The organism is Aeromicrobium ginsengisoli (genome assembly GCF_004134905.2).
Lineage (GTDB): Bacteria > Actinomycetota > Actinomycetes > Propionibacteriales > Nocardioidaceae > Aeromicrobium > Aeromicrobium ginsengisoli.
In genome coordinates, this window is the sequence record NZ_SDPQ02000002.1 from 1 (window position 1) to 14,988 (window position 14,988).

General features: G+C 62.7%; 11 protein-coding genes. 10 read left to right on the forward strand and 1 reads right to left on the reverse strand.

The features are described 5' to 3' along the window. Positions 1-169: 169 nt before the first annotated feature. The 8 genes from ESP70_RS06780 (at position 170) to ESP70_RS06815 (ending at position 10,474) form a co-directional block, all read left to right on the forward strand. The gene (locus ESP70_RS06780; protein ID WP_223148653.1) at positions 170-1,591 is read left to right on the forward strand and encodes an IS110 family RNA-guided transposase; all 1,422 of its coding nucleotides are present in this window, start codon (positions 170-172) and stop codon (positions 1,589-1,591) included. 426 nt (positions 1,592-2,017) lie between these two features. After that, positions 2,018-3,256, forward strand: coding sequence for an FAD-dependent oxidoreductase (locus ESP70_RS06785; protein ID WP_188110536.1), 1,239 nt, complete (start codon positions 2,018-2,020; stop codon positions 3,254-3,256). A gap of 88 nt (positions 3,257-3,344) precedes the next feature. Then, positions 3,345-4,529, forward strand: a complete 1,185-nt coding sequence (locus ESP70_RS06790; RefSeq protein WP_149688602.1) for a serine hydrolase domain-containing protein — start codon at positions 3,345-3,347, stop codon at positions 4,527-4,529. A 25-nt stretch (positions 4,530-4,554) separates the two neighbouring features. After that, positions 4,555-5,043, forward strand: coding sequence for a nuclear transport factor 2 family protein (locus tag ESP70_RS06795; protein WP_149688603.1), 489 nt, complete (start codon positions 4,555-4,557; stop codon positions 5,041-5,043). A gap of 376 nt (positions 5,044-5,419) precedes the next feature. Next, positions 5,420-6,652 (forward strand): substrate-binding domain-containing protein, encoded by a 1,233-nt coding sequence (locus tag ESP70_RS06800; RefSeq protein ID WP_188110537.1) that lies wholly within the window; start codon positions 5,420-5,422, stop codon positions 6,650-6,652. 299 nt (positions 6,653-6,951) lie between these two features. After that, positions 6,952-8,487 carry a sugar ABC transporter ATP-binding protein gene (locus ESP70_RS06805; protein WP_149688605.1) on the forward strand — a complete coding sequence of 512 codons (1,536 nt, stop codon included), beginning with the start codon at positions 6,952-6,954 and terminating at the stop codon, positions 8,485-8,487. Continuing rightward, complete coding sequence (locus ESP70_RS06810) at positions 8,484-9,443, forward strand: ABC transporter permease (protein WP_149688606.1); 960 nt, start codon at positions 8,484-8,486, stop codon at positions 9,441-9,443. Before ESP70_RS06805 ends, ESP70_RS06810 begins: the two co-directional genes overlap by 4 nt. Beyond that, positions 9,440-10,474 (forward strand): ABC transporter permease, encoded by a 1,035-nt coding sequence (locus tag ESP70_RS06815; RefSeq protein WP_188110538.1) that lies wholly within the window; start codon positions 9,440-9,442, stop codon positions 10,472-10,474. The genes ESP70_RS06810 and ESP70_RS06815 overlap by 4 nt, the downstream gene beginning before the upstream one ends. 27 nt (positions 10,475-10,501) lie before the next feature. Here the strand turns inward: ESP70_RS06815 and ESP70_RS06820 are convergent, their stop codons facing one another. Beyond that, complete coding sequence (locus ESP70_RS06820) at positions 10,502-13,693, reverse strand: AfsR/SARP family transcriptional regulator (RefSeq protein WP_149688608.1); 3,192 nt, start codon at positions 13,691-13,693, stop codon at positions 10,502-10,504. Here ESP70_RS06820 and ESP70_RS06825 point away from each other — a divergent pair. Both ESP70_RS06825 and ESP70_RS06830 read left to right on the forward strand, forming a co-directional pair. After that, a complete protein-coding gene (locus ESP70_RS06825; protein WP_188110539.1) occupies positions 13,692-14,555 on the forward strand; it encodes an enoyl-CoA hydratase/isomerase family protein in 864 nt (287 codons plus the stop codon). The genes ESP70_RS06820 and ESP70_RS06825 overlap by 2 nt on opposite strands. Further along, positions 14,552-14,983, forward strand: coding sequence for a VOC family protein (locus ESP70_RS06830; RefSeq protein ID WP_149688610.1), 432 nt, complete (start codon positions 14,552-14,554; stop codon positions 14,981-14,983). Before ESP70_RS06825 ends, ESP70_RS06830 begins: the two co-directional genes overlap by 4 nt. The last annotated feature ends 5 nt before the right edge of the window (positions 14,984-14,988 follow it).

Sequence of the window (14,988 nt, forward strand, 5' to 3'; positions counted from 1 at the left end):
GAGGCAACCATTCTGAGAGCCACACCAGCCCGGTGGGCAGCAAGAGGTGGGGCCTTCCCGACGACGTCGCGGGCCCGCACAGATACGTACGGACGAAACGACCCTCCCAGAAATGCAAGAGGTGTGTCGGCGTGCGACTTCGTCGCTGCGTTGGGGGATGAGAATCGGGGTGGGTCGCTCGGCGACGTCGGCACACATTGGTGCGGGTGAGCCCGTTCAGGTGTATGACGCGGGGTCTTCGGGTGCCTTTGGATTGTTGCTTCGAGCACGTGGGTCTGTATCCCGGCAGAAGACTCTCCGAGCGGCTCCGGTCCGCCCGGCTGGGTGGGCCGCGGGTCGAGTGAGGGAGCTGATGGTGATGGAAGTGCTCTATGACCGGGTCGCTGGTCTGGACGTGGGGAAGGCGTCGGTGACGGTGTGTGTGCGGACCCCGGGCGCGAGACGTGGCCGGCGCACGGAGACGCGGACGTTCAAGACGACGTCGGGGTCGCTGAGGGTGATGCGGGACTGGCTGGTCGAGGCCGGTGTGTCGATCGCGGCGATCGAGTCGACGTCGACGTATTGGAAGCCGCCGTTCTACTGCCTGGAGGAGGTGATGGAGATCTGGTTGCTGAACGCGGCTCACATGAAGGCGGTGCCGGGTCGCAAGACCGACGTCCGTGACGCGGAGTGGATCGCGCAGCTGCTCGAGCATGGGTTGCTGACACCGTCGTTCGTGCCACCACCACCGGTGCGCAGGTTGCGGATGCTGACCCGGTATCGGGTCCAACTGCATGGCGACCGAACCAGGGAGACGGTCCGGTTGGAGCTGATGCTCGAGGACGCGTCGATCAAGCTCTCGACCGTGGCGTCGTCGCTGAACACGGTGTCGGCCAGAGCGATGCTGGCCGCGATGATCGACGGTGAGACCGATGCCCGGGTGCTGGCCGAGATGGCCAAGGGCAAGATGCGCTCGAAGATCCCGGACCTGGCCCAGGCGTTGGAGGGCAATTTCGACATCCATCATGCGCAGCTGGCCCGGTCGATCCTCGGCCGGTTGGACCGGGTCGAGGAATCGATGCGCCAGCTCGACCAAGTCATCGAGTCGGCGTGTGAGCCGTGGGCCCATCAGATCGAGCTGCTGCAGACCATTCCCGGTGTCGGTCCACGGGTTGCGCAGGTCATCATCGCCGAGACCGGTGGCGACATGTCGAAGTTCCCGACTGCTGCGCATCTGGCGTCGTGGGCTGGTTTGGCGCCGGCGATGTATGAGTCGGCCGGCAGACGATCCCCGGCCGGACGTCGTCGGGGGAACAAGTGGTTGACCGGGATGCTGGTCGAGGCCGCCGGGTCCGTGGGGCGGATGCATGGCAAGAACTATCTGGCTGTGCAGCACTCGAGGATCACCCAGAGGCGCGGGATGCGTCGAGCTCAGGTCGCGGTTGCTCACTCGATCCTGGTGATGGCTTACTACATGCTCGAACGCGATCAGCCCTACCAAGACCTCGGCCCGCAATGGTTGGTCAAACGCAACGAGGAAGCCCGCACCCACCGGCTGGTCAAGCAGCTGGAGAAGCTCGGACACACCGTGACCATCGACCCCGCAGCCTGACGGTCACGGGCAGCTGCCCCGTCGGGCCCCGTCCGACGGCACTACCGCGCGCCCCGAGTCAGGCTATTCACGGGTCTGTGTGGATGTTGGGCGTGCGTTTCGCCGAGTGCCAGTATGGCCTTTACATGTCGGCGCCAACGCGCGATGAAGTGCTCTTGGAGACAGGACTGCTGGCGTTGATGTGCCGCAGTTTTCACTCGTGAAACGGCATGGAGAGTGAGATGCTGGATCGGCCGCACGCCGCGTCAAGAAGGGAACGCTTCGATCAGTCGGATCCGACGGCGATGCTGTCCGAAGGCCCCTCGGCCCGCGCAGGTTTCGGCCCCATTTGCAGTCGGCTGAATAGCGTCGCCATGATGTGGCTGCGGTCACATGGACGGTGCTAACGGAGCTGCGCTCCGCGCGATCATTCTGGAGGAACGGCGCATGGCAACACTCAAGGGACGACGGATCGCCATCATCGGGGCAGGTCCGGGCGGACTGACGACGGCGTTGGGTCTCCACCAAGCAGGATTCGACGTCACAGTGTTTGAGCGCTGGCCCGAGGTCAAGTCGTTGGGTGGAGGCATCGCGTTGTGGCCGCCCCCGCTGAAGGCGCTCGAAATCCTGGGGATCGACATCGGCGCTCTCGGTGCCGATGCGGTACCCGTATTCACACGGCCGACCGGGAAGGTTATCGGCGCCTATCCGACGAAGGTCGACGACACGATCGACACGCCGCTGTGGCTGGGTGCGATGAGGACGGGCTTGTACGAGGCGCTGCAGGACGCGCTCCCGGCAGGGATCCTTCAGCCGAACAAGCCGTGCGTACGAGTTTCCCAGACCGACGCCAGTGCTAAGGCTCATTTCGCGGATGGAACGAGCTTCGAGGCCGATCTGATCATCGGCGCCGACGGCCTGAACTCGGTCGTCCGTCAGTATCTCGAGGGGGTCAAACCGGTCCGCGACAACCATTTGACTCTGTGGTTGGGGCACACGTTCGAAGAATTTCCTGACAGGTCCACCGCCAGGATGGCTCTCGACCCCCGCGGGTTCCAATGCAGCTACACCCCGATGGCGTACAACGGCCGGCCAGGGTGGCACTGGTGGGTCATGGAGCGACGTGACTCGTCGATCCCGACCGGGACACCCGAGGAGATGAAGGCCCGCGCGTTGGAGATCGCAACTGGGACTGCAGCGCCGTTGCCGGACATGATCCGCAGCACACCTGCAGACAATGTGATCAGTTGGGTCATCCGAGATCGGGAAGCCTTGCCGACGTGGTCGAAGGGCCGCATTGCGGTCATGGGAGACGCGGCACACGCGACGAACCCTTACGCCGGTTACGGCGCAGGGATGGCGGTCGTGGACGGGCTCTACCTCGCCGGATCGCTCGTAGGCCACGACCTGTCAGATCTTGAGGGATTGACCAGCGTGCTGGAGAAATACCAAAGTGACAGGAAGCCCGAGACCGATGAAGTCGTCGCCTTCGCCTACATGATGGGCCAGTTGATGCACACCGCCAATCCCTTCAAGAAGTTCGTGAGGGACTTGCTGTTGGATCGAACTCCCTTCCTGCACAAACAGCTGAAGAAGCAGTATGGCCAAGCCTTGACCGATGCCTACCAGATGGTGGTGGAGCTCGGCGAGCGATTGGTCCGAGAGCGTCCCGCCGAGACTCGCTGAGTTCTGGTGCTGGCTTCCCGAACCAACAGAGTCCCTGAACGAAAGAACGAGCGATCTGGCCGCATGGCCGTGAAGGAGTAAAGCGCACATGTCTATCCCGACTGTTGAAGACCCCCAGGAGGTGGGTCTCGACCCCGCAGCGCTGCAGCGCCTGACCGCGAGCGTTCGTGCGGATATCGATTCGGGGCTCCATCACGGCGCAGTCATGTTGGTGGCGCGAGCCGGACGGATCGGCTATCTGCAGACGCTGGGGCACACAGATCTCGATCTCGGACGCGACGCATCGGCAGATGACCTGTTCATGCTGATGTCGACGGCGAAGTCGTACACGGCGGTCCTGGTCCTCCAAGCAGTCGACCGAGGTGCGCTGACGTTCGATACCAAGGTCGCGGAGATCATCCCCGAATTCGGCATCCGCGGAAAGCAGAACGTCACGGTGGCTCACCTGTTGACTCACACGGGTGGCACGTGGGCCGGCTTCGTCCCGCCTCCGCCGCACCCTTGGGGACCCGTGTGGGGCGATCTGGAGACGATGACCGCGGCTATCTGCGCGCAGCAGCTTGCAAACCGCCCGGGCGAACGCGTGGTGTACAACCCGTTCGCTAGCTTTGGGATCTTGGGGGAGATCGTCCGACGCCTAGACCCGAAGGGTCGCCGGTTCCTCGACATCGCACGAGAAGAGCTCTTTGAGCCGCTCGGGATGCTGGAGAGCTCATTCGGCCTGGCGCTGGATCACCCTCGCCGCGTTCCGTTGCGGATGGCGGAGACCACGCCGGGAGCCGCTGCGGTCTCGGTGATGGAGTCCCTCAACGACATTGTTGACGAGAATTTCGAGTTGCCGGCGGGGATGGCTTTTTCCTCGATCGGGGACGTCTTTACATTCGCCGAGATGCTACGCAACCGGGGTAGTGGCCATGGCGTCCGGCTGCTCTCGCCGGCGATCGTCGATTACGCGTTCAAGAATCACACGGGCGACAAGCCGAACGACTTCTGGGACTTCAACAAGGAAGCCCGCGGCCTGGCTGATTTCCCGGCCAACTTCACCTATGGCGGAGGCTACGCCCGCGGGTCTGGGGACTACATGTCGCCCTTCGGCCTGACGGCATCTCCGCGAACGTTTGGTTCCGTCGGGTCCGGGTCGACGATGTGGATGGTTGATCCCGAGCGTGACGTGACTTTCATCTTCCTGTCCTCTGGTCTCCTCGAGGGCCTCCATCACTTCACCCGTTTGCAGCGGCTGGCGGACCTTGCCCTGGCTGCCGTGAACGATTGAACACTGGAACTCTGGGAGGTACAAGATGACGCTGAGCAATGAGGACAAGATTTCGCTGCTGTTTGATCGCGCGATGATCTCTGATGCGATTCACCGCTTCTTCATGGCCCTCGACACCAAGGATTGGGAGGCTGTCCGGGGCGTCGTCGACGACCACTTCCTGATCGCTGCGCCCACGGTGATGGACGGCTCGCCTGAACCCGAACCGGTCGACGTGTTTCTTGAGGGTCTGATCGCTCGCAATGGTGGCTTCGCCGGCACGACCCACCTGAACCCAGGGCACATCGTTGAGATCGCCGGCAACGAGGCTCACGTCAAGGCGCACATGTACTGCCCGCACTGGGCCGACGACACCGATGAAGGGATGTACCTCGCCTACGGGCGGTACGACATCGATCTGGTGCGTCGAGGCGACGATTGGCGTATGACGCGTCTGCTCATCCACATCGACGGGGACCGCGGCAACGCTCAGCAGGTCTACGCTGCGGCCGCTGCCAACCTGACTAATCCGTAACCGCTGGCTGCGTCAGTTGGTCCGGCTCAGGCGGATGAGCGAGCCACGAGCGCAGTGCGGGAGCTTCCTCGACCGCGAGCTTTGCCTTCATCGCTGCGCAAGATCCGCCAGCCGATCCTGCTTCCACGTTGGCCTCGAGTGAGGTCGTCCTCCTCATGCCCGTCGATCTCGGTAGCCGCTGAGCCGTTGGCTCTCAATGTGCCGATCACGCAATCGCAAGTTGTCGGGAACCGGCTGTCGACCGACACGTCTGGCTAGTCGCCGCTTCGGCGAACATTCGCTTATGCCCGCTCATTTCCGCCGCATTTCGCGCGCCGCACCTACGGTCCCGATGTGTTCCAGGTCACCACGATCGAACAGATCCAAGGAGTTCAACATGGCAAGCGCAACAAATCTAAGGAAGTCCGCGAAGCGACGAGCGAGCACGGCAATTTCGCTCGCGCTCGCCGCTTCGATGGGACTCGCGGCGTGCGGTTCGTCCGATGAGGGCAAGTCTGATGCAACCGGTCTCACCGGCACGTGCGGCACTGTTCCGAGCAAGGGATTGAAGGACACCAGCGGGGTGATCAAGAAGCTTGGCAGCGAGTACGTGAGTGCCTACGACGGGTATCCGAAGACGGTGGAGGCCAGCCCTTGGGCTGACTGGAAGCCTTCAGGACCCGGACCGTACACGGTCGGCTTGTCGATCCAAGAGCCGAACAATCCGTACCTTCAGACACTCACGACGGCGCTCAAAGAGGCCCTCGCCAACGCGGAGAACGTCGGAGAGGTCAAGACCGTGCAGGCGCCGCTCGGCTCCACAGCGGCCCAATTGCAGCAGATCAACCAGCTGGTGCAGGAAAAGGTCGACTTGCTTGTCGTGGTGCCGAACTCGCCCGACGCGCTGGCGGCCGCTGCCGACAAGGCGGCCAAGCAGAACATCCCTACGATTGCGTTTGTTAACGTAACGCCGTCCAGGAACGTCATCAACATCGCAGAAAATACATACAAGAACGCAGCGAATGCCGCTGCGCAGATGGCGAAGAATATTGGCGGTAAGGGGAAGATCCTGGCGGTTCACGCCCTTCCGTCGGTGTCGCTCGACAAGGAGACGTTCGCCGGATGGAGGGCGGCGTGGGACCAGTGCCCAGGCATCACGGTTGATGACTCGCCGATCGGTGAGTTCAACCCCCCGGTCGCCAAGACCCAAGTGTCGACCTACTTGGGCTCGCACCCCCAGAAGGTAGCGGCATCTGCTCAAGTTGCCACCATGGGTGCGGCCGTCATCAGTGCTTTCGAGCAGTCGGGACGCCCTGTTCCGCCGATGGTGGACATGTCCGCCTCGGTCGGGTCGCTCGCTTACTGGAAGGCGCACAAGGCTGAGTTGAAGTCGGTTGCGATTGTCGACGGCCCGAAGGCGTCGTCGGAAGCTACCGGCCGCGTCGTTGCTCTGATGCTGGCAGGTCACGGGCCGAAGGTGACAGATCTCGTGTCATCGCTCCCTGTGGTGACAGGCCAGAATCTGGATGACTACGTCCCGGCAGGGGCGAAGGAGGACGACCTCGCACCGGCGGAACTCCCCTCGGGATCGTTCCTGCCGGACAGCTACCTCAGGAAGTTGTTCAACTAACAGATCAATCAATGCCCGGTTCGGCTGCGGGGGAGTTTGTGTCCCTGCAACCGAACCGGGCTTGCTGCTCTACGGCTGGCGTGTGTGGATGGCGCCAGCGGATTGAGGCCCGCACACGCCTAGATTTCGCTCGGCTTTGCTATGGCGTTCGTACGCTCCACTGCGTGACCACGGTCACAGCAATCGATGAATTCTAGGAGTGAGATTGTGTCCCGAGACGCGGGCAGGAGCATCGCGATGATCGCCATGCTGTGTGACCTTCCATGCTGTGGCCGCGGTGCTGCGGATAGAGCCTTGCGATGACCCCGCCTGCGCACGCTGTGCGTCTGAAAGCCCGGTCCCTCCGTAAGTCATTCGGCGCCAGCAAGGCTCTCCAAGGCTGCTCGCTCGACGTCCGTGCCGGCGAGATCCATGCCGTGTGTGGCGAAAACGGGTCCGGCAAGAGCACCTTGGTGAAGATCCTGTCAGGGGTTCAACGCCCCGATGTCGGCGAATACGTGATCGGCGATCACCCGGATGGAACCATCGAGCGTCCTAGGGACGCTTTGCGCGCTGGAGTCGCGACGGTGTTCCAGGAGCTCCTGATGGTCGACACGGTTTCGGTGCTCGACAATCTCCAGCTCGGGATCCAGCCAGTTGCCTTGGGAGATTCGTCGCCCGCAGAGTTCCGGCGTCGTGCGCAATCTGTCTTGGAGGAATTGTTGGGCTATTGCCCGGATCTGGACGGAGCCGCCGAGGGTCTGTCCCTGAGCGAGAAGCAAACGTGCAGCATCGCCCGCTCGTTGCTGAGGCAGCCGGATGTTCTCATCCTCGACGAGGCAACGTCGGCGCTGGACGCCGAAAGTCGGGATCGCTTGTTCGTGGTGCTGAATCGACTGCGTAGCAGGGGGGTCGGCATCGTGTTCATCTCCCACCGCATGGACGAGGTAGACGAGCTTGCAGATCGCATCACCGTCCTCCGGTCCGGCGCAAGCGTCGCGACCTTGGAGCGCGGCAAGTTCACCCGCGAAGACCTGATTCATCACATGACTGGGGCCGACCAATTGACTGCGGGGACCTCCGAGCGACAGAACCAACTCGATCCGGTCAGCACACATGCCGTCATGCGGATGCGCGGCGTGCGGATAAGGGAAAACTCGTACCCCGTCGACTTCACGCTTCGCCAGGGAGAGATTGTCGGCGTCGGCGGGCTGGATGGGCACGGCCAAGATGAGTTCCTGCTCGCCTTGTGGGGGCACCAATTCGGCTCGGCCGGCGGAGTCGTCGTGTTGGAGGACGAGCTCGAACGTCCCATAACAAGTGCGTCTGCTGCCGTCGCCAGTGGGATTGGTTACGTGCCCCGTGAGCGTAGAAGTCAAGCCCTTTTTCCAGCTCTCACCATTCGTGAGAACTTCGGAGTCCGGACACTCGAACGCGACACAGTCGGCCCGTTCCTGATGTGGTCGCGTACGCATTTGCGCTTCGAGCACAACGCGAAAAAGTTGAACATCAAATTCGGGCAAGACACCGATCTGATCACCACCCTGAGCGGAGGCAACCAGCAGAAGGTGATCCTCGCGCGCTGGCTGGCGTCACATCCGCGTGTCCTCATTCTGAATGACCCGACTAGAGGCATCGACATCAATGCGAAACGGGATCTCTATGCACTGCTGGTGGAACTGGCAGATAGCGGGGTTGCGATTGTCATGAATTCAACCGAAATCGATGAACTGGTCGAGTTGGCCGATCGAGTTCTCGTATTTCGCGAGGGCGCGGTCGCACGGGAACTTCAACGAGAGGAGCTCTCGCGGACCACTCTGGTCGAGAGCTTCTTCGGGATGGGGCGGTCACGATGAAGGGCTCGTTGCAGACGTGGCGTAGCCGTCCAGAAGCGCTCGCTCTGCTTCTCGCTCTCGGCCTCCTGGCGCTCAACGTGGTCGTCCGGCCCAGCTTTGGTTCAGCAGGTTCGATACCTGCGAGCCTTGCTGCCTTCGCTCCCTTTGCGATCGCTGCGATGGCAAGCGCGCCGTCAGTCATCAGCGGGGGCGGCGGCATCGACATCTCAATCGGACCGCTTGTGAATTTGGTGACGATCGTCGTCGTTGTGACGTTGTTTGGACACGGCGTGACCCATCCCCTCGCCGTGATCCCGATTGCTTTGGCGCTCGGATTGCTAGTGGGAGTCGTCAACGGATTGCTAGTCTCGGTCGTCCGCTACCAACCGGTCATCGCAACCTTGTGCGGCTACTTCATCCTCACAGGTGTCGGGCTGCAGATAGCCCCCAGCCCATCCTCAGCCACAACCTCATGGATGAACCATCTGGCCGACACCTTCGGCCCGGTCCCCGGTGCAGTCTTCCTGATCGGCCCACCGCTCGTTCTGTGGTGGCTCCTTGGCCGGGCCGGCTACGTCAAGCGACTTCGGGCCGTGGGTGGCGACGATGCGACAGCCTACGCGAACGGCGTGGGCGTCACTGCAGTCAGAGTGACGGCGTACGCCCTTGGTGGACTGGTGGCGGGTTTCGGCGGTATCGCGTCAGCTGCTCTGCTGCAGTCGGGGGATGCCGGGCTGGCCGGCCAGTACACACTTCCAGCCATCGCGGCAGTCGTCATCGGCGGAACCTCGCTGCTGGGAGGGCGAGGGGGGCTCGCCGGTCCGCTGGCGGGCGCGGCTTGCATCTTCCTGGTGCAGACGCTCCTGAGTTCCCTCTACGTCAGTGATTCATGGCTTCAGGTCGCGTATGGATCGATGCTGATCGGCGCGGTGATTTTCAGTGGACGAGTACCTCAGTTGAGAAGGTCAAACGCATGAACATTGCTGACACAGATCCGGACCGTCAGTCGCTCGAGATGCAGGGCTCGGATCGATGGGGTCTGATCGCCGGCAAGGTGAGGAGCACGCAGTCCCGGCTGCCCCTTCTCCAAATGGTGACGACCCTCCTCCTCATCACCTACGGTGTCGTGGCCATCCCGGACTTCGCCTCCAAACCGAGCATTATCTCGATGCTGGTCACGGCCTCATTTGTCGGGATCGCCTCGGCCGGTCAGACTTTGGTCGTTCTCATTGGAGGACTGGATCTGTCGGTTCCGGCCTTCATCGCCGTCGGATCGATCCTCACGGCGGACCTCATCGGAGGGAGAGGCTGGCCGGTCCTCTACGCGTTCGCGGTCATTTTGTTGATCTCTGCAGTGCTCGGTGGCACCAGCGGATTCATCTCTCATCGTTTCGGGGTTCAACCTCTTGTCGTCACACTGGGCACGTCCGCCATCGTGACGGGGTGCCTCACGGTTTGGACCAGGCACGGCGTCAACGGCAGCGCGCCGCCATGGTTGGTCAACTTCAGCTCGGCGATCGGTCACACGTTCGGCTTCGCGGTGCCCCCGGTGATCGTTTTTTGGGGCGCAGCGGCAATCGTGTTGACGGTCGTGCTTCACAGGACGAGGACGGGAAGACATCTGTACCAGACGGGTGCCAACCCCATAGCTGCGAGATTGGCGCTGGTGCCCGCGCGACGTGTTTGGGTCGGAGTGTTTGCGTTCAGTGCCGTGTCGGGAGCGCTTCTCGGCATCATCCTTGCGGGGTTCAGCGGTTCTGGATCGATCACGTCGGGCAATACGTACCTCTTCCAGAGCCTCGCAGCCGTCATCGTGGGAGGAACAGGGTTCGGCGCACGCGGAGACTACGCGCGGACTGTCGTTGGAACGGTCTTGTTGACGGTCCTGACCACGATTCTCATCACCGAGGGCCTCGCCTTCTCCATCCAGCAGATCATCTACGGCGTCATCATTTTGGTAGTCGTGGCCGGATATGGACGTGACATGAAGGTGGGGGATCGACTGTGAACCGCGCGCTGGCTGAACGCCAAACCTCTATCGGTGGAGGGTCGCGAACAACTTGCGAGTCGCTTCTGAGGGGGAGGTCGACAGCTCTTTGAGCGCGAGCTCGCACGATCGGTACGAGCCGATGACTCGGTCCGTGTCGCCGACTGCATCGGCGACCTTCATAGCCAGCCGCCAGGCACGCTCTCGGTATGGATCCGCGGCGAGGACCTGACGGACGAAGCGGTGTGCGACTCCATAATCAGCAGTGTCGAACGCTGCCTCGGCAGCGGCGTGCCGGATGTCAAGGACCAGCGCGGCCCAACGTTCTCGATGGTCAGTGACCCAGGGGGAACGGGTTCCCGGCAGGACTTCCTTGCCGTCGACGTCCTGCAGGACCTTCATGGCTAGCTCGAGTCGCTGTTGTCCCGTCACAGTGCGCAACCGTTTGTAGCTGGTCGTCGCTTCGACATAGGTACTACTCAGGGAGCCGCGATTCCACACCACACGAGCTGGCTCCAGAGTTATGCACTCGGGGTCCTTCATGAGGTCGCGCACCCCGTTGGCTGCCATGCGAAGGTAGGAACTGGCCGACTTGTCGTTCTTGCTGGGGAACAGGGCCGCTGTGAGGTCGGAGCGATGCGCGGATCCGCCGGCGGCTGCGAGGTAGGCCATCAACTCAACACTTTTCAAGAGGCGCGGCTCGTGCCTCCGGCCCGAGATGACGAGGGCACAGCGGGACAGTTCTTCAACAAACACCTCGCCCACCGGCTGAAATGTCGTCAGCGAGTCTGAGTTGACGATCATCGACCGTCCGATGTCGTGCCACGGACCGTCGGGGTCGTCCTCGAGATCCAGCCGACGAGACAACACAGCCGGAAACTCCGCGAGTGCACGTCCGAGCACGAACATCGAGCCGGTGTTGACGGCGGTTTCCAGGGCGAGGTCGGTGGCAGCGTCGGACCGCGACTCCTCGCCGATCCTCCACTCGGCCTCGGCCAGGTAGACCGCCGCGGTCGGCAAGAGGAGGCGCCTGTCCCACTCCGTCATGATCGCTACGGCGTCGCGCAGATGTTGAGTCGCCTTGATGTCGTCGTTCTCGTACAGCCCGATCAGGCCGCTCCACAGCGCCAGCTGTTCCAGAACCCGCACCCGCTGCTGTGCAGTGGGCTCCTTGGCGGCCGTGCGCAACGCGGCTTGAGCCTGCGGAACGTCCCGATGGAATCGAAGTGCCAACATGGCCTCGGTGAGCAACGAGAAGATGCGGTACAGCGGCGACTCCGAGCGGACCAGTCGTTCTCGGCCGGAGATCAGCTCGGACCAGGCCTCTTGCGGAAGGCCGCAATCTGCCAAGAGTTCCGCGCGGATCCGGACCCCGGTCCATCCGGCGTACGGGGCTGCGGCGCCCGCTTGCGCCTCCTCGAGTCGTCCAAGATTGCTCAGAGCACCGACCCGCGACAGACGGATCGCGCCATGAGACACGTCCTCGCGCTCGGCGAGCTCGCTGAATCGCCCATGAGCAAGGTCTACACGTGCGAGGAGACCGTCGATTTCCGTGTCGGTATCTCGAGGGCGGTCCCGATAATGCGTTGAGTCGTTCGAAAGCTCGACTCCGATGCAGAATCGCATGGCTTCGATCCGCTGGTCCGACTCGATCAGGTCGAGGACTTGAAATGCATCTTCAATGCGGCAGACGATGAAGTAGCACCACGCCATAGCTGCGATCAAGCGGGAATCGAGGGCGATCGTGTCGGCCTGCTGCGTCAGATCAATGAGCCGGTCGGCCGCGGCTGCGCCACGACCGAACTCCTCGCGATCGATAGCGGCCAGCATCTCGGCGGCGGTCAAGGCCACGGAATTCTCAATTCGGGATCGTGAGAACGATGACAGCCATCGATCCACGACCTCGATGTCGAGGCGTGCGGCTACATCGAGAATTACCTCTGTCGCAACATCCTCGGCGGCCTCATGGCGGCCCGCGAGGATGTACTCGTCGACCGCGTCCTCGAGACGGTCCTCGGCAACTAACAGTTCGCCGTGTTGGACTCGGAGGCGCTTTTGCTCGATTGAGTCCAGTTCACGCCAGCGCTCGTTCAGGAATTCACGAAACCGAGCGTGGCATCGCATGTTGTATGGGCCGTCGAACTCGACCGGCAGATGTGCCTGTTCGAGGCGGCCGAGGAGCTCGCCCGCTCTGATGAAACCGAGGCGGCTAGCGCGCTCGGGCGTCACCAAGTCGAGGATCGACGTCTTGACCAGGAACGTCTGGAGCTCCGGATCGAGCGTGCCCATGATCTCGCTGGACAGATAGCTGCGCAGGGGATCGGCCTCGCCGCCCGATCCGTGGACGTGCGCTGCGGAGCGCCATGAATCGAACAAAACTCCAGTGACCCACCCGCCGGTGGCCTGGACTGCCTGCGCGGCGTCCGCGTTCGGACGTGCCAGGTCTTCGAGGGCTTTCTGAGCCTCGGCGACCGTGAACGCCAGGTCGCTCTCCTCGATGAAGCCCAAGGTTTCGTCGACCTCAGCTCGTGCAAGATCGAGGCGGACCGGGCGGCGCGACACCAAGATCACCCGGGCATGAGCGGGGACGTGCGTGAGAAATGCGCTCAACGTGGCCAACGCGCTGGGCGAGGACTCGAGTCGCTCCACCTCGTCGATCACAACGGTGAGTGGTGAACCATCGAGCGACTCGGCCAAAAGGGAGGCGACCTCAGGGTGCGCGACGTCGCGCGCGAGTACCTGCGATACGAGAGGCGACTTTTCGGGCAGGGCCTGACCAATGGCGTGTTCCAGGTACACCAAGAATCTGCCAGGGGCGACGTCACCGTCGTCCGCGCGCAACCACGCTGTGGGGATTGGGGAGTTCGCCAACGCATGGACCACGGCCGTCGTCTTTCCCGCACCTGCGGTGGCAACGATCCACAGGATTCCGTACTGCTCAAGTCGCGCCACGATCAACGCGTTGAGCCGGTGGCGCGACCTCGAGGATCCGCGCGCCTTGGGCACGCGGATCTTCGACTGGATCACTCGCCGCTGATCGCTCATCGATTCATCCGCCAGATCATGAGGACAGCCACTCATCGTGAGTGCAAATAAACCCGAAATCGGGATGTTCAGCAAGCCGTGTTCGAGGAATTCGATTTCGACTCGTTTTGCGGGCGAGTCCGCATGCTCGGGGTTGCCAATAGCCAAACCGACATCGAGGGTGCCGCGATCGGCGCCCGATAACGGAGGAAACATGCCTGAAGCCTGGTCGCGTACCAAGATGTATCGGACCTACCTCGACGAGTACTCCGCAAAGTGGGCAGAGTACTTCAGCTTCAAGCGCGAGGACGGAATCCTCGAGATGCGCATGCACACGCTGAACGGGCCCGCGAAATGGAGTCTGGAGCTGCACCGTGCCTTCATTCCGGCCCTGGCCGACGTGCACCACGACCCTGAGAACGAGATCCTGATCTTCTCGGGCACCGGCGACAAGTTCCTCGACACGATGGACCCCGAGGGGTGGGAACGCTACGACTTCAAGCAGGACATGACCTTCGATCGCGGCTACGACTTCTGGTACAAGGACCAGGTCCATGAGCCGTTCAGCTTCCTCAACCTGGAGATCCCGGTCATCGCGGCCATCAACGGCCCATGCTTTATCCATCAGGAACTGGCACTGCTCAACGACATCGTGATCGCATCAGAGAGCACGACAATGGCCGACGGCCACTACACCGGCATGGGCATCGTCCCGGGCGATGGAGTTCAGACGATCTTCCGCGAGCTGATGGGCGTCAATCGTGCGAAGTACTTCCTGCTGACCGGCCAGGTGCTGTCTGCCCAAGAGCTTCTTGACCTGGGGCTGGTCGGCGAGGTTGTCCCCGACGACCAAGTCATCGACCGCGCTTGGGAGATTGCGCGCACGGTCTTCAAGCCGCGAGCGCGCTCGACCAGGGTCATGACACGTGCGCTCCTGGTACAGCCGTGGCGCGAGATCCTAGTTCGCGAGCTCCCCGCCGGCATGGCGAACGAGAGCTGGGCCGTACATGGGTACTGGGGCATGGCTCAAGACGGCTTCGACATCGAGACACTGACGTCCTCGGAGGACGAAGAATGACGAGCCGACTGCACCACGTCAACATCAGGATCACCGATTTGGACCGCTCACTGGCGTTCTACGCCGCCCTGGGTCTGACGCACGAGGGCACCTTGGTTCTGGGGCCGGGGTACACCTTGGTGTACGTCGGTGACGCCCGTGGCGGAGTCCTCGAATTGGTGCTGAACGAAACCGATGATCCGGACTACGACAGGTACCCGGGCGCAGGGCATCTCGGTTTCGAGGTCGACGACATCCACGCGTCGTTGACTGCCCTTGCCCGTCTGGGGGTGACACCGGAGGCGGCTCCCACGCATCCCGGTGGCCGTACGGATCTCAACGAAATCGTCTTCGTGCGTGACCCGGACGGAGTCCGGGTCGAGTTACTTCAGGCGGACTGGCCGCTGCCGCAGGATCCGTCACCGGCCGGTCTCGGCCTCGACGCCTGAGCGGG

Excerpts from the sequence above, each read along its gene's own strand:
- ESP70_RS06785 (WP_188110536.1), top strand. The coding sequence starts at position 2,018 with ATGGCAACACTCAAGGGACGACGGATCGCCATCATCGGGGCAGGTCCG.
- ESP70_RS06825 (WP_188110539.1), top strand. The coding sequence starts at position 13,692 with ATGCCTGAAGCCTGGTCGCGTACCAAGATGTATCGGACCTACCTCGAC.
- ESP70_RS06790 (WP_149688602.1), top strand. The coding sequence starts at position 3,345 with ATGTCTATCCCGACTGTTGAAGACCCCCAGGAGGTGGGTCTCGACCCC.
- ESP70_RS06830 (WP_149688610.1), top strand. The coding sequence starts at position 14,552 with ATGACGAGCCGACTGCACCACGTCAACATCAGGATCACCGATTTGGAC.
- ESP70_RS06805 (WP_149688605.1), top strand. The coding sequence starts at position 6,952 with ATGACCCCGCCTGCGCACGCTGTGCGTCTGAAAGCCCGGTCCCTCCGT.
- ESP70_RS06820 (WP_149688608.1), bottom strand. The coding sequence starts at position 13,693 with ATGTTTCCTCCGTTATCGGGCGCCGATCGCGGCACCCTCGATGTCGGT.
- ESP70_RS06815 (WP_188110538.1), top strand. The coding sequence starts at position 9,440 with ATGAACATTGCTGACACAGATCCGGACCGTCAGTCGCTCGAGATGCAG.
- ESP70_RS06800 (WP_188110537.1), top strand. The coding sequence starts at position 5,420 with ATGGCAAGCGCAACAAATCTAAGGAAGTCCGCGAAGCGACGAGCGAGC.
- ESP70_RS06795 (WP_149688603.1), top strand. The coding sequence starts at position 4,555 with ATGACGCTGAGCAATGAGGACAAGATTTCGCTGCTGTTTGATCGCGCG.
- ESP70_RS06810 (WP_149688606.1), top strand. The coding sequence starts at position 8,484 with ATGAAGGGCTCGTTGCAGACGTGGCGTAGCCGTCCAGAAGCGCTCGCT.